Source organism: Bdellovibrio sp. HCB209 (assembly GCF_047306065.1).
In the GTDB taxonomy this organism is placed as follows: domain Bacteria; phylum Bdellovibrionota; class Bdellovibrionia; order Bdellovibrionales; family Bdellovibrionaceae; genus Bdellovibrio.
In genome coordinates this window covers 2,059,592-2,079,101 of sequence record NZ_CP178618.1, presented here as the reverse complement: position 1 = coordinate 2,079,101, position 19,510 = coordinate 2,059,592, and the positions used below count along the sequence as shown (strand labels likewise).

General features: G+C 45.5%; 19 protein-coding genes. 9 read left to right on the top strand and 10 right to left on the bottom strand.

Annotated features, from left to right (window positions below):
* Positions 1-13: 13 nt before the first annotated feature.
* The 5 genes from ACLVWP_RS10175 to queD form a co-directional block, all read right to left on the bottom strand.
* Positions 14-499, bottom strand: a complete 486-nt coding sequence (locus tag ACLVWP_RS10175) for a hypothetical protein (RefSeq protein WP_413557133.1) — start codon at positions 497-499, stop codon at positions 14-16.
* 164 nt (positions 500-663) lie between these two features.
* Complete coding sequence (locus ACLVWP_RS10170) at positions 664-2,550, bottom strand: hypothetical protein (protein ID WP_413557132.1); 1,887 nt, start codon at positions 2,548-2,550, stop codon at positions 664-666.
* Positions 2,528-3,181, bottom strand: coding sequence for a hypothetical protein (locus ACLVWP_RS10165; protein ID WP_413557131.1), 654 nt, complete (start codon positions 3,179-3,181; stop codon positions 2,528-2,530). Before ACLVWP_RS10165 ends, ACLVWP_RS10170 begins: the two co-directional genes overlap by 23 nt.
* Before the next feature lie 69 nt (positions 3,182-3,250).
* Positions 3,251-4,312 carry a DUF4421 family protein gene (locus tag ACLVWP_RS10160; RefSeq protein ID WP_413557129.1) on the bottom strand — a complete coding sequence of 354 codons (1,062 nt, stop codon included), beginning with the start codon at positions 4,310-4,312 and terminating at the stop codon, positions 3,251-3,253.
* A 26-nt stretch (positions 4,313-4,338) separates the two neighbouring features.
* Complete coding sequence (gene queD, locus ACLVWP_RS10155) at positions 4,339-4,698, bottom strand: 6-carboxytetrahydropterin synthase QueD (protein ID WP_413557128.1); 360 nt, start codon at positions 4,696-4,698, stop codon at positions 4,339-4,341.
* A 28-nt stretch (positions 4,699-4,726) separates the two neighbouring features.
* On the opposite strand from queD, the gene ACLVWP_RS10150 reads away from it, so the two are divergent.
* Positions 4,727-5,215, top strand: coding sequence for a 6-pyruvoyl trahydropterin synthase family protein (locus ACLVWP_RS10150; protein ID WP_413557127.1), 489 nt, complete (start codon positions 4,727-4,729; stop codon positions 5,213-5,215).
* Here the strand turns inward: ACLVWP_RS10150 and ACLVWP_RS10145 are convergent.
* The gene (locus ACLVWP_RS10145; RefSeq protein ID WP_413557126.1) at positions 5,212-6,258 is read right to left on the bottom strand and encodes a hypothetical protein; all 1,047 of its coding nucleotides are present in this window, start codon (positions 6,256-6,258) and stop codon (positions 5,212-5,214) included. The two genes, ACLVWP_RS10150 and ACLVWP_RS10145, sit on opposite strands and share 4 nt — an antisense overlap.
* 166 nt (positions 6,259-6,424) lie before the next feature.
* Here ACLVWP_RS10145 and ACLVWP_RS10140 point away from each other — a divergent pair, with 166 nt between their 5' ends.
* Complete coding sequence (locus tag ACLVWP_RS10140) at positions 6,425-6,655, top strand: FeoA family protein (protein ID WP_413557125.1); 231 nt, start codon at positions 6,425-6,427, stop codon at positions 6,653-6,655.
* Positions 6,631-8,565 carry a ferrous iron transporter B gene (gene feoB / locus ACLVWP_RS10135; RefSeq protein ID WP_413557124.1) on the top strand — a complete coding sequence of 645 codons (1,935 nt, stop codon included), beginning with the start codon at positions 6,631-6,633 and terminating at the stop codon, positions 8,563-8,565. The genes ACLVWP_RS10140 and feoB overlap by 25 nt, the downstream gene beginning before the upstream one ends.
* Position 8,566: 1 nt before the next feature.
* On the opposite strand, the gene ACLVWP_RS10130 is transcribed toward feoB, so the two are convergent.
* The 4 genes from ACLVWP_RS10130 to ACLVWP_RS10115 all read right to left on the bottom strand — a co-directional run bounded on the left by ACLVWP_RS10130 (position 8,567) and on the right by ACLVWP_RS10115 (position 13,879).
* The gene (locus tag ACLVWP_RS10130; protein ID WP_413557123.1) at positions 8,567-9,664 is read right to left on the bottom strand and encodes a vWA domain-containing protein; all 1,098 of its coding nucleotides are present in this window, start codon (positions 9,662-9,664) and stop codon (positions 8,567-8,569) included.
* A gap of 220 nt (positions 9,665-9,884) precedes the next feature.
* On the bottom strand, positions 9,885-11,036 hold the full coding sequence (locus tag ACLVWP_RS10125; protein ID WP_413557122.1) for a glycosyltransferase family 4 protein: 1,152 nt from the start codon (positions 11,034-11,036) through the stop codon (positions 9,885-9,887).
* Entirely contained in the window at positions 11,033-12,163 is a 1,131-nt protein-coding gene (gene rffA / locus ACLVWP_RS10120; protein ID WP_413557121.1) for a dTDP-4-amino-4,6-dideoxygalactose transaminase, read from the bottom strand. Before rffA ends, ACLVWP_RS10125 begins: the two co-directional genes overlap by 4 nt.
* A 42-nt stretch (positions 12,164-12,205) precedes the next feature.
* Positions 12,206-13,879, bottom strand: coding sequence for a methyl-accepting chemotaxis protein (locus tag ACLVWP_RS10115; protein WP_413557120.1), 1,674 nt, complete (start codon positions 13,877-13,879; stop codon positions 12,206-12,208).
* A 230-nt stretch (positions 13,880-14,109) separates the two neighbouring features.
* On the opposite strand from ACLVWP_RS10115, the gene ACLVWP_RS10110 reads away from it, so the two are divergent.
* The 6 genes from ACLVWP_RS10110 to ACLVWP_RS10085 all read left to right on the top strand — a co-directional run bounded on the left by ACLVWP_RS10110 (position 14,110) and on the right by ACLVWP_RS10085 (position 19,497).
* Positions 14,110-15,000: a hypothetical protein gene (locus ACLVWP_RS10110; protein ID WP_413557119.1), complete on the top strand. Its 891-nt coding sequence runs from the start codon at positions 14,110-14,112 to the stop codon at positions 14,998-15,000.
* 106 nt (positions 15,001-15,106) lie between these two features.
* On the top strand, positions 15,107-15,832 hold the full coding sequence (locus ACLVWP_RS10105) for an efflux RND transporter periplasmic adaptor subunit (RefSeq protein ID WP_413557118.1): 726 nt from the start codon (positions 15,107-15,109) through the stop codon (positions 15,830-15,832).
* On the top strand, positions 15,823-16,572 hold the full coding sequence (locus ACLVWP_RS10100) for an ABC transporter ATP-binding protein (protein ID WP_413557117.1): 750 nt from the start codon (positions 15,823-15,825) through the stop codon (positions 16,570-16,572). Before ACLVWP_RS10105 ends, ACLVWP_RS10100 begins: the two co-directional genes overlap by 10 nt.
* A complete protein-coding gene (locus ACLVWP_RS10095; protein WP_413557116.1) occupies positions 16,569-17,312 on the top strand; it encodes an ABC transporter ATP-binding protein in 744 nt (247 codons plus the stop codon). Before ACLVWP_RS10100 ends, ACLVWP_RS10095 begins: the two co-directional genes overlap by 4 nt.
* Positions 17,309-18,421: an ABC transporter permease gene (locus ACLVWP_RS10090; RefSeq protein WP_413557115.1), complete on the top strand. Its 1,113-nt coding sequence runs from the start codon at positions 17,309-17,311 to the stop codon at positions 18,419-18,421. Before ACLVWP_RS10095 ends, ACLVWP_RS10090 begins: the two co-directional genes overlap by 4 nt.
* Positions 18,418-19,497 (top strand): ABC transporter permease, encoded by a 1,080-nt coding sequence (locus tag ACLVWP_RS10085; protein WP_413557114.1) that lies wholly within the window; start codon positions 18,418-18,420, stop codon positions 19,495-19,497. The genes ACLVWP_RS10090 and ACLVWP_RS10085 overlap by 4 nt, the downstream gene beginning before the upstream one ends.
* The last annotated feature ends 13 nt before the right edge of the window (positions 19,498-19,510 follow it).

Here is a 19,510-nt window from a genome sequence, read left to right as displayed (position 1 = left end):
GGAGCCTTTTTTATTATCTAATTCTTTTCAATTTGAAGGCTTTCATATTCTTGTCGCCCTTAAGTTCCAACTGATCATTCTTTACCAGTTTAAAGAGCATTTTGACCTTTACAGTATTAACTAAACAGTCGCGATCTCCGTTGCGAGTGTTAACTTCTTTCTCTTCCAAGATTTCGAAGCTGTCCTTGGTGTAGACAGCGGGAACTGTTAGTGATGTAAACACTGTTTTACCTGCAGGATTTGTGCAACTCGCTGACATTCCAACTTTGGATTTGTTAAAGTAAAAAGTCGCCACGAATTTTGCGCCATCTTCGGGGTTGCTATATTCACCTGCATGCCATTTACCGAATAAAGTACCATCGACATTTGGAAAATCGTTATCCATAGCCATCGCTTGGACGTGGCCAGGAACTTCATTTGTCCCGGAGTCGCCAGAGCCTGCGCATGCAGTAAGACCCGAAACAACAACAGCGAAAACGATTTTCAAGAAGGACTTCATAAAGAGCTCCAAAGGTTTAAAGAAAATATCGGAGCTCACTTTTGCAAAGCCCAGGCCGCCTTATAGGCAATAGCATGGATTTGGCTGGTGCTGATTTAAGGAGTTTCGGTAGGCCTTTCAGGGCTGTTCAATAAGTCGACAAGGTGGCTAAGCCGAGGTGTCGGTTACTTGTAAGGAGCGATCCATTGAGGACCAGCAGATGTAGTCACCTCTAACCCCATGCCTTTATTCGAAGGGTCGGCTTTAAGAGTGACATCAATGACTGGAGGAAGGCCTTTGCGAATCAAGCAAGGGTGTTCTTTGTTTCCCGCGAAAACCAATCTCTGTTGCGAGTCGATACCGATGCCTTGGCCAAACCATGGATCGGTGATGTGCTTTTTGACCTGACAGATTTTTCTGAATCTCGCGTATTCGTTTTTAGAAGGTGCAATGGATTGATCGAGAGTCGCGACTTGAGCAAAGGCAAAGTCTTTAAAGCCGTGGCCTTCGACGGTCTGAGTGCTTTTTGAAGCGTAGTCTTGCAAGTACAGATCGCCATTTTTAGTCAACTGCACTTGGGTTTGCAGACCTTGCAGATACTTGATCGCAGACGGAGCCTGAAAGTCCACATTGGCGAAAGAGTATGTTGTGACTGAATGATAATCGTCGATCTCTTGCAACGAGACACTCGCAATTTTTAATTCACCACGACCGTTGATCAAGTAAAGATTGTCGTAACTAATTCCACCTGTACCGTGCACCCAGCCGGAAGGATCTTGCATGTCTTCGCGAAGGACAAAGGTTTCGCGACCCGTTTTATTATGACCACCCAGATAGACTTTTCCATCGGCAGTCAAAAAGACCGACTCGCCAAAGCTTGCCAAAAAGAACTGCGACCAAACTGTTTTGTTAATCTGTGATTTGTCCAGTTCCAGATAAGGGTAGGGAGCCAAGACAAAGTCTAATTTTTCCGGACTGAATTTCACCCAATACATTCTGCCATCAGTGGATTGCGCAACAAAACGACTGCGACCTGATTCTGTCGGTAAAGTGATACGAGCAGCTTCGCTGACTTTAATATCGTTATGAAAAATATTTTTATACAAAGGACCCATACCACGGCGGGGAGTCCAGCTTAAAAGGCGTTTCTTGTTTGTGAAAAGCAAAACGCCACTGTCGCGAACGGAAAAATCAATGTTCTCAACAAATTCTTTGCGATCTTTGAATGGCAGATCGATATGCAATAGGTCATTCGTAAAAGGGTGGAGTAGTTGGAGTTTGTTTTCCTTATTCAAGGTGACAAGCATATCCGCATGGGTCGCGAGGGATGCTGGGAGCTCATTAAAACGCGTGCCGAGAATTGCTAACGCAGAACTCATCAGGTACTCGCGGTCTGCAGCAATTAAGTCTTTTCCAAAAAATGCCAAAGCGGACTGGAAGATCACATCGTAAGCGTAAGCACCTGCGTGGGGACCCACATCAAATTTCGCATCACAACCACCGCGTGTGCGTGGCAGATCGCCCGCGATACATTCCACATGAATCACAGCAGATTTGTCGGAGTGTCTGGCTTCATGAATCAATGTCGACATGGAGTTGAAGGGATCATTCATCAAAAGTCCGCCACCGAGAACAATCGAGCGGTCGCCCATGTTTGTAGCTAAGGCGTCTGTTTCTGAAAGATCGAAATGCATGTTATCAACTTGCTTTGCTAAATACTCGAGAGGATGCGTTAGCTCCTCTTGAATTTTTGGCAGCCAGTCTTTCGGAGTTTGTAACTCCGTTTTTTCCATCAGCAATAAAATCTTCCCAAGACCTGCAGTGATGTCTGTGGAGCAGCCTTTGGTGCCATTCGGAAGAGTCAGATGAATGCGTTCTTGCAACTCTTTGTATTTCGCATCACTTGGGCATGGCAAAGTCTTATAGTCGTTCAAACTGGCAGATGGGTTCGCAGTTGAACTGAGATCGGAGCTATGGTTGCCAAGAGTCTGATTGTGATAAAACCCAAGTGCCGCACCGGCAGTTGCCACAATGAGAAAGCAGAAATAGCTAGTTAGATCCGACTTTTTCACTGAGGACCTCGGTTAGCATTTCTGATTCTGATTTATTGGAATGATGGACAGCGCGGTTGTCTAAGGTTGCATAGTATTGATTCAGCTCTTCAGCCGAAAGAGAAGATTTCAAGTTTTTAAATGCCTGGCGTTTAACCATCCAGTGCTCTTGATCGTTTGAAAGAATTGTTTTGTAAAGTGTTGCAAGCTCCGCTGGAATCACTGAACTTGGTGAACGAGACTTTGAATCCTGTTGTGCCAAAGCTTTAAGAATTCCCAGGCGGCTGGTAAGTTCCGTTTGGATATTATTATCCTTGTAGGAATTGGCAAAACGCTCTTGAAGAGCATCGTACATTTGCGGTGACCAAGAGATATTATTTTTAAAAAGGCTGTTAAACAAAACAGCACCTTGAGCGGATTTCAAAGTGTTTACGATATTGCGATTCTGTGACCAGACGGAATCCAAAGATTCGGGAAGTTTCATCGCCTGTGGTTGAGTTGTAGCTGTTGTACCCACAGCAGGCTCAGATTTTTTTGAAAAAGTATTGAGCGTCGGAGTCGTACTTTTTTGATCCCAAGTTCTTGCGGCAAGATAAGCGAATGTGAAAACTAGAACGAGCGGAATAAGTGCAGAAACTTTGGAAATTTTCATAGCAATCTTATCGGATCGATAAGACATTTGTTGCAGTAAAAAGACGCTAGACTTGAGTCCGTTTTCCCTCTAGAAACGCGAGCCTACGTACAGACCAGCTGCTTGCGAGAAAAACGACATATCCATCGTACGCAAATCGACGTTCACCGGTTGAGTATGGCCAATGATCGACATGTACCAAGGACCCCAGTCATAACCGATCGCCATCTTTGCTTGGACCCACCATGTGTATTTCAGATTATCCCAGCGAGTGGTGGTCGTTTCGTAGAGTTGCTTTTGAGGTCCAGCTTGAGCACTGCCGAACACAGCCACGTAAAAACGAGTCCATTGCCACACGTAAGAGGTGCCTGCTCCCAATGAAAAGCTTTGATATTTTCCTTTAACAAGTGTCGCGTCCTCGCCGTAATCTTGCGGATTACTTTGCGGCAAAAATGGTTCGGGATTTTCAATTTCCACTTGGGAAAGACTGGCGATCACATAAAAAGCCAAGCCATCCATCGCAGGCTTTTTCCAAGTAGGCCCGAACGCCTCAAGGGCACTTACGCCATAGTAAGCCCATTCAAACTGCGCTTGCAGCATCGAGATACTTAAATCAGGCAAGGAGTACTCATCGGTTGTGATGAAGCCGTCGTTGTTAGCTCCCGATGTGGGGCTTTGATTAAAACCACGATAGCGCTGATAAATAAACTCAGCTCCCAGGCGTCCGGTAAAATAGCGCAGCTGATAGTCTTCAGCATAGGTCGCCACTTTGTCAGGACGAGCGCCGCCATAGGCAACGTTTGCTTCTAAAGAAATTCCCAAAGGACGGTTAGACCAACCCAAGGCAAAACCCGGGGGAGTATTTGGATCCAGAGCGATATTGTGATTGTCTCCAGCTCCAGAAGTTGTTGCTTTCAATGTTTTTAGAATCATCCCGGCTTGGATGGAATTTTCGTATTCTTCCTCTTTACCATTTTTACGAGGCGGAGTGAGTCTGCGCTCTGTCGCACCTTCTGGCGGTGGTGGAGGGGGAACAACTTCTCTTTTATTTGCAGGCGTCGTTGTTGGCGCGGGATTCGTCGCACGTGTTTTGGCAGAGGTCGCAGGAGCCGCGAAGGCCGCACTCGAGATCATAAAACTGAATAGAATCACTGCCTTTAAAATCACTAGACCTGGCCTTATGCTGGGTACGAACACTCAGTCAAAGGTGTTTCCGCAACGGACACACGAGTTACAATCGGAAGGGCTTTTTTAGCATGCCCATAAATCCACTTTGCTAAAAGTTCTGACGTGGGATTTTCGAGCCCAGGGACCTCGTTCAGAACGCGGTGGTCGATCTGATCTAAGATGGGCTTCATCGCAGCTTGAATGTCGTTGTAATCGATCACCCATCCAATTTTTTCATCCAAAGGGCCGACCAGAGTCAGCACAATTTTAAAACTGTGGCCATGCATACGTGAGCACGGATGGCTTGACGGCAAATGGGGCAGAAAACGGGCGGATTCAATTTGAAAATGCTGCTTCAGTTCGAATTTCATGCTATTGATATTACCATTAGGGAGACATATGTCCACGACCACCTTGCATTTGGCCAAACAAAATTTCAAATTTTCAGCTGCCCATTTTCTGATTTTTGATGAAAAGCATGCTGAAAAACTCCATGGCCACAATTATCAAGTAAAAGTGGACATCAAAGCCCCTTCTGATGAGGCTCAGCACTCTGAAGGCTATTTCATGGATTTCAACGTATTCAAGAAATACATCAAGGCTGCTTTGGATCGCTGGGATGAGATCGTCCTGTTGCCAGAAAAACATCCTGACATGAAGTTTAAAAAAACCGACAAATCACTGGAAGTAACATTCCGCGATCGTTTCTATGTGTTCCCATTGAACGAAGTGATTTTGTTACCAGTGACAAATACCAGCGTTGAAAATCTCTCTAGAATTTTAGCAGAGGATTTCTTCAAGGAATTTTCTAAGTATGGTGTGCAAGCGGTGAGTGTGACAGTGGAAGAAACAGCCGGACAAGGCGCTTCCACCACTATTCCGAACTAAGGCTTCAATAATCCCGTGCTCACTTCAAATGGAGTGAGTTCACGAACCACGCGGTATCTCCAGAAACAAATTCTGCCGCCCTCATTCAAGCGCTGTTGCAGACGTTCTTCGACTAAATCAGGATTTCCATCGCAATCAATGTGTGCCAGGTCCCCAAAAGCATCAACATAAGTGACGTTCCAAGAGTAAGGCGATTTGTCGCGCGCTTGAAAGTTGCGATTTACACCGCCAGAACCCAAGGCCACGCGGGCAACCACAATCTTTTCTAATTCAGGGCGACGAATCTGTTCACGGGCTGTGTTGATCGTGTCTTCATCATCCAAGGCGATAACAAAAGATCCATTTTCACTCGGAGTTTTCGTCGAAATTAGAAAATACTTTTTAGCAGCACTCACTGGAAGTTCCACAGGGGATAGAGCCAGTGGAGGACTTTGTTTTTCATCGTCGCCATAGAAAGCTTCCGAGTGAAAACGGGCCGATCCATTGATTTCGATGCGCGCAATCGCACGATCAAAAGTGAATTTCAGATTTTGTGTTTCATAATGTTTCGAAAGACTGAATGATTTTCTGTCGACGACAAAACCAGCATCATCAAAGGCTTTTAATTTTAAATCATTTTTGTTCACGTAAAGGTTTAACAGTGAAAGTTTAAATGCTGTCTGACCTTTAGGAAAGTAATGAACCACTTGTGGGGAGGTCACAGAATTCAAAAGAGTTTTCTGGCCATCGCAGCTTGCGGTAAAGCGAAGGGCATTGGCGTTTCCAGCTTTCAAAGAAAAGCCGCGTTTATCGGGCAAAAAGTCAGCGCCCGAAATTTTCATTTCAGAACCGCCGTCGAGTTCTTGGTAGCCCTCTTTGATCACGCCGTTTTCATGAACTTGCGTCCACCATTTTTCGTGTTCTGAAGTTTTGTTTTGAACATGGATGGTGAGGGCTTTGGGATCACAAAAGCCGGGGGAGTAGAACAGCTCGGCCGCAGGGCTTTGAGTCGCTGTTGCCAGTATCAGGGTCCCTAAGGTGATTTTCGCAGTTTTTTGAGCCATGATTTTAGATCGGAGTTCAAACTGCTAACTTGATCTAACCTCGCAAAATCACGACCATTGTCGTCACATTCTCAACTGGTTTTCAATGGTCTAGGCTAGGGGCAAAAGGACTTCACTTTGCAGCGTGATGACATTAACTGGTTACTACTCAATTTCAGAGGGAAAAATGACTTTGTTAGACGCCAAATTAAAGCCGGGTCAGACCGTCGAAATTCTCAGTATCGCAGGGGAGCACCTTCTGCGTGAACGTCTTCATGAAATGGGTTTGCGCTCCGGTATGGAGCTTACGATTTTAGGGCGAGCTCCTTTTAAAGGACCTTTGTTGGTTCGTTTTAAAAACAGCTTCCTGGCTTTGCGAAATGAGGAGGCAGCATGTGCCCAAGTGACGTTGAAGTAACAAACGTTGCAGCTGCCGGTAAAGAAGAGCGTGTCATCGCGCTTGTCGGCGCTCCGAACTCTGGTAAAACAACTCTCTACAATTGGCTGACGGGTTCACGTTTCAAAACGGTGAACTATCCGGGTGCAACGGTTGAGTACTCTTTGGGTAAGCTTGCTTCTCACTTGGGTGAAGGCATCCTTGCGATGGATACGCCAGGGACTTACAGCCTGCATCCGAAAAGTGCTGACGAAGTTGTTACGATTAAATCTATCTATGAAAATCCTGAATTCGGTGAAGCAACGGGTATCATTGTAGTTATCGATGGAACTCAGTTGTCTCGCCATTTGCAATTGGCTTTGCAAGTGAAGGAAACGGGATTCCCGATGGTGGTCGCAATCACTATGGCGGATCTTTTGCGCAAAGAAGGCGTGGAGATTGATCTTGCTTACCTAAGCAAAACTTTGGGTTGCCCGGTGATTCCTTTTGATGGATTGCTTGCGGGTGGTTTGAAAGAAATCGTCGCAGCGGCTCAGCAGATTCCTCTAGATTCATTTCCAAAACGTCCCCGCGTTTGGGATTTCGATGAGTTAGATAAAAAGATGAAAGAGTGCGAGAAGATCGCAAACGAAGCTCTTTCTCATAAAACAGATCATCCAGAAGCTCGTCTTAAGCGCATTGTTGCTACGACTGAAAAGCTAGATCGTTTCTTGCTTCATCCGACTTTTGGTCTGGCGATGTTCTTGGTCATCATGGGTGGTTTGTTTTCCTCCATCTTCTGGTTGGCGGCTCCGTTCATGGATTATGTCGATCAAGGCTTTAGCTATTTGAATGAAGTGGTCGCAAATCTTGGCCCAGGCACATTGTGGGCAGACTTTGCTGCGAACGGTGTGGTTTCAAGCTTCGGTGCGGTTTTGGTATTCGTTCCGCAGATCTTTATCTTGTTCTTTGGTATCGGTCTTTTGGAAAGCTCAGGGTACCTGGCGCGTGCGGCGACTTTGATTGATCGTCCGTTTTCGGCATTGGGAATGAGTGGTCGTTCTTTCGTTCCTATCTTGTCAGGGTTCGCTTGTGCGGTTCCTGCAATCATAGCAACCAGAAATATCTCTTCGGCTCGTGATCGCTGGATTACGTCGTTTGTGATCCCTTTGATGACATGCTCTGCGCGTTTGCCAGTTTATGCCTTGTTGATCGCGTTCTTGTTTCATGATCAATCGCCATTCCTAGCGGGCTTTACATTGGCTGCTTTGTATTTGGGCTCATTGGTTGTGGGTGGTATCGCCGCAGGTATCGTAAATAAATTCCTTCCGCATAATGACAACTCGTTCTTTATGATGGAGTTGCCAATTTACCGCAGACCTAAGTTCCGTGTTCTTTTGCGCCAGTCTTTGACTCGTACAATGAACTACGTAAAACGCGCGGGTCCTATGATCTTTGTATTCGCGGTGATTATTTGGGTGGGCACAAGCTTCCCGAATTACAACATTGAGGACGCTCACGATAAGCTTGAGCAGTCTTACGCGGGCCAATTGGGTAAAGTGATTGAGCCTGTTGTTTCTCCAATGGGTGTTGATTGGCGCGTGGGTATTGGTCTTATCTCGGCCTTTGCTGCTCGTGAGGTCTTTGTTTCTTCTATGGCAGTGACGTTTAATATCACTGACGATAACGAAGAAACTCAGCAACAGTCGCTACTCACGCAAATGAGTACAGCCGTGAATAAAGACGGCGAAAAGGTCTTTACCGTCAGCAGTGTCATAGGATTAATGATTTTCTTCATGATTGCGCTTCAGTGTATGACCACGGTTGCGATTCAAGCCAAGGAAAGCGGATCTATGAAAATGGCTGTAGGCCAGCTGATTGCATTCAATCTTGCGGCCTACATCTTAGTGGTCGTTGTGGTTCAGGGTCTAAGAGCCATGGGCGTCCCTTAGATTACTTGCTTTCTGTTCGTTGGTAATGAACGGTGATCGAATAGCTTCCTACGCCTTTAACCAGGGCAGAGCTTAAGGTCACCACGTTACCATTCACTGTATAATCCGTACCTAGTTTCAAAGCTTGTTTATTCAACTCTACAACATCGATGCTGTGGAAGTTTGAATCGCTCACCGTATAAGTTGCAGCTGCATAGTTGATCACACGAGAAGTTAGATTCGTAAACGCTGAATCCCAATTTGTATTACAGATATTGAAATGACCGCCGCCACTGCTTTCAATCAAAGATTTATAGTTGTTACTTGGGCGAGCTAGGCACGGGCTAGTTTTGCTGTCATAAGCGATAAAACCAAAACTTTTAAATGAGCCCGAACTACCAAAAGCAGTTTTCATACGAGCTGTGAAAGCAGCTGGTGTGATGTAGTCCACATTTTCTGTTAATGAACTGACAGATACGATATCAATGCTCGCACCTTTTGGATCGCTCGATTTATCGAATTGAATTGTGGATTTCGCACCCATAGCAAGGTTTGCAGAGTCATCATCAGAAACAAAGACGAATACTTTCTGAGAGCCACTTCTAAAGAAGCTATTTAGTGAACCATAAACTCTGTCATAGCGGCTGTTACCTTTAACTGCTTGGCAGAAGGCATCGCTAGCGCTTGGGCTTTTAGGACAAGTAGAAGCCGCAGCAACAAGCATTGGATTGTAGCTGTGTACTAGGAAAGGAATTTGCACTCCCGCAGAAGAATAGTCAGAAAGACGAATCTCTGTATTATAAGACAAAGCATCGGCACGAGAAATCAACGCAACATTGATATCCACTTGCGAGCCTAACGACTTAACAAAAGCCGAAAAGTTCTGTTTTACCAAGTTCACGTTTTTAGTCATAGATGCGGAGTTATCGATCACCCACACCATATCGATGGCTTTACGAGTTGTCTCAGAAGAGAATGATTGTTGGCTTTGTTGAAGTACAACATCAGGAGTTAACTGACTCGAGTTGTCGCTTGGAACTTGTGTGAAGGAATGCTCCGCACAGTTTTGGAAGCTAATCACTAGAACTAGTACTGACAACAACACGACTAATCTTCTCATCTCATCCACCCCAATTAGATGAATATACAAAGGCCGTGCCGAGTGGAACACTCGTGAAAGTCCCGTAATTTCGCTCTAAAGATAGGGGAATTGTTTCCTTAATTTCGTGTTTTTAACTAGTTGGAGTCACAGGGAGCACCTGATTTCACAGGCTTAGCGGGATAGTGTTGAACTCCTTACGATGTCGCGAAGTTCAACGTTTCAGAGTGAAGCATTTTGCTTAGATCTTCTGATAAAGCTCGGTGAAATGCTTCAAGGTGTTCGGCCAATTGTGATTGTGAAGAGCCCACTCGCGACCCTTATCGCCGTGCTTGCGAGCCTTGTCGGGATTTTTTAGGTAGTAGCGAATGCAGTCTGAAATGGATTGCCCCGAGCGAGGCTCTGCCAAGATTCCACGCTCTGATCCGCCGACTTGTTCTGGAGTGCCTCCAGCGTTAGTGCCGATCACAGGTTTACCCATCATCAAGGCATCAATGACACTTAAAGAGTAGGTTTCATTATACGAAGCAAGTGTGAATACATCCAGCGCATCAATATAAGGAACATAGTCTTTTTGAAATGGGATATGGAAGAGATGTCCCTTAAAGCGTTCACTTTCAGCACGTGTCTTAAGCCATTCATAAAGAGCTTGTGATTCTGGCTCAAAGACAGTTTCGCCTTTTTCGTTTTGGCCTAGGACCGTACGGTCGCCAATAATCCAAATCTGAACTTGGGAAAGCTCATCATCTGATAGGTAATCCAAAGACTCAGCGACCTCACGCACTCCTTTACCCGCATCAATACGGCAAAGTGTTCCGATCACCATTTGTCCTGGTTTTGCATGATAGTGATCGCGGATTTTTTCGCGCTCTTCAGGGTAAGGATGAAACTTGTCAGTTTCCCGGCCATAGCGAACTAGCTTTAGCTTGTGCGGATCAATCGGAAAGTTCTGTTTAACATCCTTTAGGATATCTTCAGAAGAACTACATAGCGCATCCACTCGGGCAAACAAGGCACGATGAACGAAGTCCTGCTTAGGGACCGCATTCATATACAGATTATAGACATGTTTAATGTCCGTGCGGAACCAGCGAGCTAAAGAGCAAGCCCACATATCAATACGAGTGTGGGAGTGCAGGTGAGTGATGTTGTGCTTTTTAATCGCGGAGCGAATCGAAGCCATCGCCGCAAACTTTGAGACTTTAAGGCCTGGTGTAGGGATGACTTTAACCCCGGCAGCAGAAAGCTCTTTATAAATGCGCGATCCCTCAAAACAAAGAACGTGTTGTTCGATGTTGGTGCTTTGTAAATGGCGAATCAACTCAGTGCTATAAAGCTCCAAGCCACCCCAAGCATAGGAATGAATCACATGAAGGACGCGCACCGGTTTCATTTATAAAACTCGTGAACCTTATTGATAACGTAAGAGACTTCTTCTTTCGTTAGATCCGCATACATCGGCATACGCAGCAAACGAGCCGAATAATCATCGGTGATTTCCATTGAACCTGCCACTCGGCCATATTTGATCCCTGCTGGTGCAGAGTGCAAAGGCACATAGTGGAAAGTTGCTTGGATGTCGTTTTCTTTAAGGAACGACCAAAGCTTTGTACGCTCTTCAGCGGTTTTGCACATGAAATAATAGATATGAGCGTTGCCTTGGCAATCCCCAGGAATTTGCATGCGATTCAGGCGACCTTGTTTTTCAAGATCTGCAAAGCCCTGGTGATATTGATTCCAATGAGTCAGGCGGTGAGACGTGATCTTTTCGCCCTCTTCTAATTGTGCTAGCAGAAACGCCACAGCCAATTCTGATTGAAGGTAAGAAGATCCCTTGTCTTGCCATGTGTACTTATCAACTTGGCCATTGAGGAACTGCTGACGGTTTGTGCCTTTGTCGCGAACGATTTCAGCACGGGCTTTAAAGCGTGCATCGTTGATAACCAAGGCTCCGCCTTCGCCGCAGACGATATTCTTAGTTTCATGGAAGCTGTAAGCAGCCATGTGGCCCCAAGCTCCTGTCGGTTTACCCTTATAAGAAGAGAAGATCGCTTGAGCAGCGTCAGCCACAACCACGAAGCCATGCTTTTCAGACAAGGCCATGATGCGATCCATTTCGCAAGCAACGCCGGCGTAGTGAACGGGCATCACTGCTTTAGTTTTTGGCGTGATGGCTTTTTCCATCGCATCAACATTGATGTTCATCGTTTTAGGATCAACATCGACGAAAACCGGTGTCGCTCCATAAAGAGCAATAACGTTGGCAGTGGAGGTGAACGTAAATGAAGGAAGAATCACTTCGTCGCCAGGTCCGATATCAGCAAGCACCATCGCCATCTCAAGTGCAGATGTGCAACTTGGGGTAACGACAGCCATCTCGCAACCAAGATGAGCTTTAAACCATTCGACAACTTTTTTGTTGAAAGAGCCTTCGCCAGACAACTTACGGTTGGCGATGGCCTGAGAAATGTATTTTTCTTCGTTCTGACTATGTGGGGGCAAGTTAAATGGAATTTTCATGCCCCATGATAGTAATACTAAGCCGGGAAGCTCGGCAACGGATTAAAAGCCATCCGTTGTGCCGACTTTACCGCGAGGACCCTCATCATCAAATGGGATCATCGCCGCAGCTTCGCTGCTCTGTGACTTTTTCGCAACCGGGGCTTTTGCGCTAGTTTTTGCTGACGCAGGGGCCGGGGATTGCGATTTTTTTGCCTTCAACGGAAGCACTTTTGCCACCGTTTCAGACTTTTCAGAGTGACGGAATTCTGTTGGGGCAGTTTCTGACTCGCCCGCAACAACTTCATTTAGATCAGATACAAGTCGACGCATCAATTCCGCTTGAGCAGAGATTTCCTCAGAGGAAGCTGCGATTTCTTCAGAAGACGCCGCATTGCCTTGAACACCAGCATCCAATTGATTCATCGCTTGAGAGATCTGAGAGATACCTGTTGTTTGCTCAGAGCTTGCCGCAGAGATCTCATTATTAAGGTCAGAAACCTTTTTAACGGAAGTCACGATTGTATTTAGAACCTCAGCAGAACGGTCTGCTACTTTAGCGCCGTTTTCCACTTGGCTGACACTGTCTTTAATAAGAACAGAGATGTCTTTTGCCGCAACGGCAGAGCGCTGAGCCAGGGCACGAACGGCCTCAGCAACCACGGCAAAACCTTTACCTTGTTCACCTGCACGAGCAGCCTCAACCGCAGCATTCAGGGCCAAAAGATTCGTTTGGAAGGCGATATCATCGATAACATTGATAATCTCTTCGATCTTTTTAGAAGACTGAGAGATGCCTTGCATAGATTGGATCAATGCAGCCATTTCTTTTTGACCTTCTTCCGCAGAGTCTTTTGAAGTCTGTGAAAGGCTCGCAGCTTGTTTCGCGTTATCAGAATTCATTTTAACCATTGAAGACATCTCTTCAAGGGAAGCGACAGTTTCCTCAAGGGAAGCTGCAGATTCTGTAGAAGCCGTGGATAGAGTTTGACCCGCCACAGACAACTGATTGATAGCCGTGGAAACTTGGCTGCCGGAATCAGTCAATTTAGAAGCGATGCCGCTAACTGTATTAGATACGCGGTATGCAATCCACATCAAGATACCAAACAAAGCAAAGATCGAAGCGCCCGCAATCAAGATCAACATTTGTGTTAGAGCTTTACGGTCCGCCACCTGTTGTTTGTTCGCTTCGTCAGCAACGTCTTGATAGTATTTAAAGTTCTTTTCAGACATTTTTTGAACTTGTTGAGCGATGATGTGCCACTCGCCACCATTTAGTGACTTCTGAACTGCGGCATCAACCTCAGCATTTTGCTTTTTCAAATCTTCCATCAAAGACTCAGTCAATGAATAGAACTTAGCTTTGTTGTCTTTTACGATTTGGTAGTTCTTAGTTTCTTCTTCACCAAATGGTGTTTTTTCGTAATAAGCTTGTGCTTCTTTGAAATCCGCCCAAGCATCTGCTGTTTTTTTGATGAACGTTTCACGGGAAGGACCGTGTGTTCCCAAAGATGCCCAGAAGAAATAACCTACGCGAGCACGTTGCATCGCGAGTTGTCCCAAGGCATCCATATTGGGAACGATGTCGGTATAGGCTGCATTAAGCATCTCACCTAATTTGTTTGTGCTGCGAACAGCGACAACCGTCATCAATGTGAACGCGATCACTGGCAAGAAAGCAGAGAACAATAACTTTCCACGAAGACCGCGAAACCAAGATTTCAAACTATTCATAAACTGGGCTCCTCTTATAATTACCTTTATCGTTCTTTTACAAATTTTCTTGACTCGCTTTTTTATGAGACAAAAAGACCCCCGAAAGTCCATGACCCCGACTCCATACTAATGTTTTGCTTGTTGGGTTTTTTATTGCTGTGCGACAGGACTAAAGTTTTATATTTGTAATTGTTGCGGACTTAAGAGTAGCATTTTTCCAACGTCTAGACTCAAGGAGGGGAGTAGTCATGACAAATTCGACACTACGTCGCGGATTGGCTGTTATCGCACTAGTTGCAACAGTTGGTTTCACGTTCTCAACGCACACGGAAGAAGGCTGCCACGGTTTCGTACCGGAAAACACAATGTACATTCCTGTAGGTTTGTATGCTACTGGCGGTATCACTCAAGATGAATTCATGATGGTTATGGATCGTATCGAAAAGATCTACAAACCAGAAGTTGAAGCTGCTGGCGATAAATTGAAAATCAATCGCTTGTGGACTGATGGCACTGTAAACGCATCAGCTCAAAGACAAGGTAACACACGCGTTCTTAATATGTACGGCGGTTTGGCTCGTCATAAAACGATCGGTGTTGAAGGTATGGCTCTAGTAGCTTGCCACGAGATGGGTCACCATAACGCAGGCGCTCCTAAAATCAACAGCTGGTACGGTGGTGCATGGGCTTCTAACGAAGGCGCTTCAGACTATTTCGCTTCTTTGAAATGTCTACGTTTGTTCTTCGCTGAAGACGACAACGCAGCTATCGTTGCTGGTATGACTATCGATCCAGTTGCTAAAGCTGGTTGCGAAACTCAATACAGCAATCTTCAAGATCAATTGATCTGCCAAAGAATCACTGAAGCTGGTCAGCAAGTAGCTAACCTATTCATGGATCTTTCTAAAGATAAAGTTGCTCCAAAATTCGATACTCCAGATAAAACTGTAGTTCGTCGCACTGATGATTCTCATCCTAAAACTCAATGCCGTTTGGATACATACTTCCAAGGTGCATTGTGCCCGGTTGCAATCTCTGAGCGCTTGAGCGACACAGATTACAAACAAGGTTCTTGCTACAGCCCACGTGAGACTGTTGGTACAAGACCTCTTTGCTGGTTCTTCCCAGGCAACAACTAGTTGTTGGAGTTAGCTTAAGCTAAGAATAAAAAGCCGATGTTTAATAGCATCGGCTTTTTTTATTTTCTCGATTGTGTTCTCTTTTGTGAAGGTCTAGCCTTTTAGCATGAACAAAAAGAAGATTATTCCTGTCGTTGTTATCGTTGTTCTTATCATTGTCGCTTTTCTAATTCGCCAGTATTTATTCCGAACAAGCTTTAGTTATGCCGGAACAGTGGAGGTCACTAAAGTCGATATTCCTGCTCGTGTTCAGGCTGTGATCGATTCGTTGCCAGTGAAGGAAGGCATGGTCGTTGAAAAAGGCCAAAAGCTTTTGTCGCTTTCCTGCGAAGACATAAAAATCAGCTATGAATTAGCTAAATCGAATTATCGCCGTAACAACAACCTTTATCGCAGTGGCAATATCTCGGCCGAAGCCTTCGATCAGGTTCGCAGTAAAAAAGACGATCTTGAAACCCGCGTCGGCTGGTGTGAAGTGATGTCGCCTCTTAAAGGAACTGTCTTAACCAAGTACTTTGAAGAAGGCGAGATGGTAAATCCGGGGGCGAAGTTATTCACGATCGGAAATCTGGAAGAGGTCTATGCCTACTTCTATTTGCCTCACGATGAAATCGCTTCTTTGAAAATGAATCAACAGGTCGAAGCGACCTTACCTGAAATGGACAATAAGAAATTCCCGGGAGTTATTGAGTTTATAAATCCCGAGGCAGAGTTCACGCCTAAGAATGTGCAAACTCGCGATGAGCGCACGCGCTTGGTCTATGGCGTAAAGATTCGTTTTGAAAATAAAGAAGGCATCCTGAAACCGGGAATGACTTTGGAATGGAAATAAAGGTTCGTAATCTTCATAAAAAAATGAAGACCGTGCCCGCCCTCAAAGGACTCGACATGACGTTCGCTGATGGGTTGGTTCATGGAATTATCGGCCCCGAGGGAGCCGGTAAGACGACTTTGATACGCCACTTGATGGGTTTGCTAAAACCAGATCAAGGCGAGATTCAGTATTTTCATCAAGAGCAACGCGCAGATTTTGCAGCGGTTCGTTCAAAAATGGCTTACATGCCACAGACACAAAGTCTTTACGGTGAATTGAGTATTCATGAACATTTGGAGTTTTTTAAAACTCTGTATGGAATCGACGAGCAGTTTTATCAAGAGCGCCGAAAAAAACTTTTAGAAATGACCAGGCTTACTCCCTTTCAAGATCGACTGGCTTCTCAGCTTTCGGGTGGAATGTATAAAAAGCTGGGTCTGACCTGTGCTTTGCTAGCGTCACCTGAAGTTTTGTTTTTAGATGAGCCCACCAATGGTGTCGATCCGTTGAGCCGTCGCGACTTCTGGAAATTACTTTATGAATTCCGCGAGCAAGAAAAAATCACGATTCTAGTAACCACATCCTATATGGATGAAGCCTTGAAGTGCGAAGACGTGCATCTGTTATTTGATGGCAAGACTTTGCTAGAAGGTCCTCCGCAAGAAATCTTGCACAAAGAAAACTGCCATACCTTTGATGAAGTGTTCTTACGCTATGATTCTTCGTTAGAAGAACCAACAGGGGAGGCGGCCCCTTGAAATCCGTCGAAGTAAAAAATCTTTCTGTTAAGTTTGGCGACTTCTATGCGGTTAAAAATGTTTCTTTCGCTGTGGAGTCCGGGGAGATCTTTGGATTCTTGGGCGCCAACGGAGCTGGCAAAACCACAACGATTCGTGTTTTGTGTGGCTTACTGATTCCCAGCGAAGGTGATGCTAATGTCTGTGATTTGGATGTGAGCGCGGATTCGTTAGCGGTAAAACAGCAAGTGGGCTACATGTCCCAAAAGTTTACTCTGTATGATGATATGACCGTGGCTGAAAATTTAGCGTTCACGGCTTCACTCCGTAAACTCGACGATAAGAAATTCAAAGAGCAAAAAGAAAAGCTTCTGCATTTTATTAAATTCCAACGATCTGAAAAAACTATGGTTCGGGATTTGCCGGGCGGGATTAAACAGCAGGTGAGTCTGGTGGCCTCTGTGCTTCATGATCCGCAGGTGGTTTTTCTGGATGAGCCGACGGCGGGTGTGAGTCCCGCATATCGCCAAAGGTTCTGGAGCTTGATTCGTGAGTTGGCGGCGAGTGGTAAAACCGTTTTCGTGACGACTCATTACATGGATGAGGCCGAGCAGTGCGGGCGTATTGCTTTGATGAAGGATGGGGAGCTGATTGCTCTGGATTCTCCAGTAAATTTAAAAAAAGCCAGCTTCCCGGATAAAAATCCTAAGAGTGTTACTCTGGAAGACGTCTTTATTGCCCAAGTTGAAGGTGCCTCATGATGAAGGGCTCCATCTGGGCGGTGGCTCGTAAAGAAGTCTATCAGATTGTACGCGATCCATTCACGATGGCCGTTGCGATCATCATGCCGATCGTGATGGTTTTGTTTTTCGGTTTTGCGATTGAATTCAATATGGATAAAATTCCATTAGCTGTATATGACGGCAGTAAAACAGTGGAATCGCGAATCCTGATCGACTCCTTTGTTAGTTCTAATTATTTTATTCCAAAAGCCGTGTACAGTCCCGCCCATGCAATCGAAGCCTTAGATGGTGGGCGCGCTAAAACGGCTTTGATCATTAAGCCTGAATTCGCGCGAGACCTCATGCCTCATCGTCAGGCTAAGGCACAAATCCTAATTGATGGTGCTGACAATTCCTCTGCGGCCTCCGTTGTCGGGTACTTAGGGGGAGTGCAAAAGCTTGCACTCAGTAAAGAGTTTCCGGGACTTGTGTTAAAAACTCCCGTGGAAATTCATTCTAGATTTCTTTTTAATCCCGAGCTGAATAGTCAGTGGTTCGTGGTGCCTGGACTTGCCGCCGTTATTATCGCCGTTCTTTCGATTTTGTTAACGGCTTTAACTGTTGCGAGAGAATGGGAAAATGGTTCGATGGAGTTGTTATTAGGAACTCCGGTCAAGCCCATTGAAATTATCATCGGAAAACTTTTGCCCTATGCTGTCATGGGGATCGTTTCGATTCTGTTCGTATTTATGATGTCTAAGTCGGTCTTCCAGGTTCCGTTCCGTGGAAGTTTCTTTTTGTATATGCTTTCGGCTTTGATTTTTCTGTGCACCTATTTAGCTCAAGGTCTTTTGATCTCAGTGGTGACGCGCAGTCAGCAGCTTAGTATGCAGTTTGCGATGCTATCGGGACTATTGCCCTCAATGCTTCTGTCAGGATTTATTTTTCCGACCGAGCATATGCCGCCATTCTTTTATTACTTCACCATGATCTTGCCTGCGCGATGGTTTATTAAAATCAGTCGCGAGCTCTTTTTACAGGGCAGTGGCTTTTGGCAAATCCTGCCTTCATTTGGAATGCTCTGCCTGTTGTTAGTGGGAATGCTAGCCATCGCCGCGCGTAAGTTTAAAAAGGATGTCGAGCCATGAAGACCTTGATGGGATTTATGAAAAAAGAAATGCTGCAAACTTTGCGTGACCCGCGCATGCGCATTCTTTTGTTTTTGGCTCCATGTATTCAGCTCACTATTTTTGCGACCGCTTTATCGACGGAGGCGCGTAACATAAGACTTAGTGTGTTCGGTGCGCCTACGGATTCTGCGTTGATGGAGTTGTATCGTGATTGCATTGCCTCAGGATGGTTTATTCCGGCCAAGGTGAGCACTTCAGATCCATACACTCAAGTACAAGGGGGCGAGGCTGATGCTGTCCTAGTGGCGCCGCCAGGTGGATTAGATAAGAGCATCGGGCGTGGTGAGGGGCATTTGCAACTTTTGATCAACGCCACCAATGTAACTCGCGGACAAAGTATCGAACGCTATATCACGCAGATTCAAATGCAAAGGAACAAATCTCAGATTGCACCTCCCTTAGAATTCGATGTACGGGTTCTTTATAACCCCGCGATGCGCACAGCTTTGTTCTTGGTTCCGGGCGTGATGAGCATGCTCGTTTGCTTGATTACGATTTTGCTGACCAGCATGTCGATCACCAAAGAAAAGGAACTCGGCACGTTCGAGACCTTGATTGCGGCGCCCGTCAAACCTGAAGAAGTGATTATGGGGAAGACCGTGCCTTACGTGATTTTAGGGATGAGTAATGTTCCTTTGATCCTGGCCGTGGCTGTATTCCTATTCGGTGTTCCTATGCGCGGAAGTTTATTGGTGTTGATGCTGGCATCTGTGATGTTCGTTTGTTGTACTGTGGGTATTGGTCTGATGATTTCAACACTCGCTAAAAATCAGCAGCAATCGATGATGGGTGGGTTTTTATTCCTGCTGCCTGCGATGTTGTTATCAGGTTTGGCATTTCCGATTGAAAATATGCCGTGGGCGATGCGGATGTTTTCTTACGTAAATCCCATTACGTACTACATCGATCTTTTAAGGAATATCATGCTGAAGGGCGGGGATGCGAACCTGATCCTTTTTGATGTGTCGATCCTGGCTGCTATGGCCGTTGCTGCCATTGGGTTTAGTTGGCAACGATTTAAAACGACTCTTTAAAATAAAAAAGGGC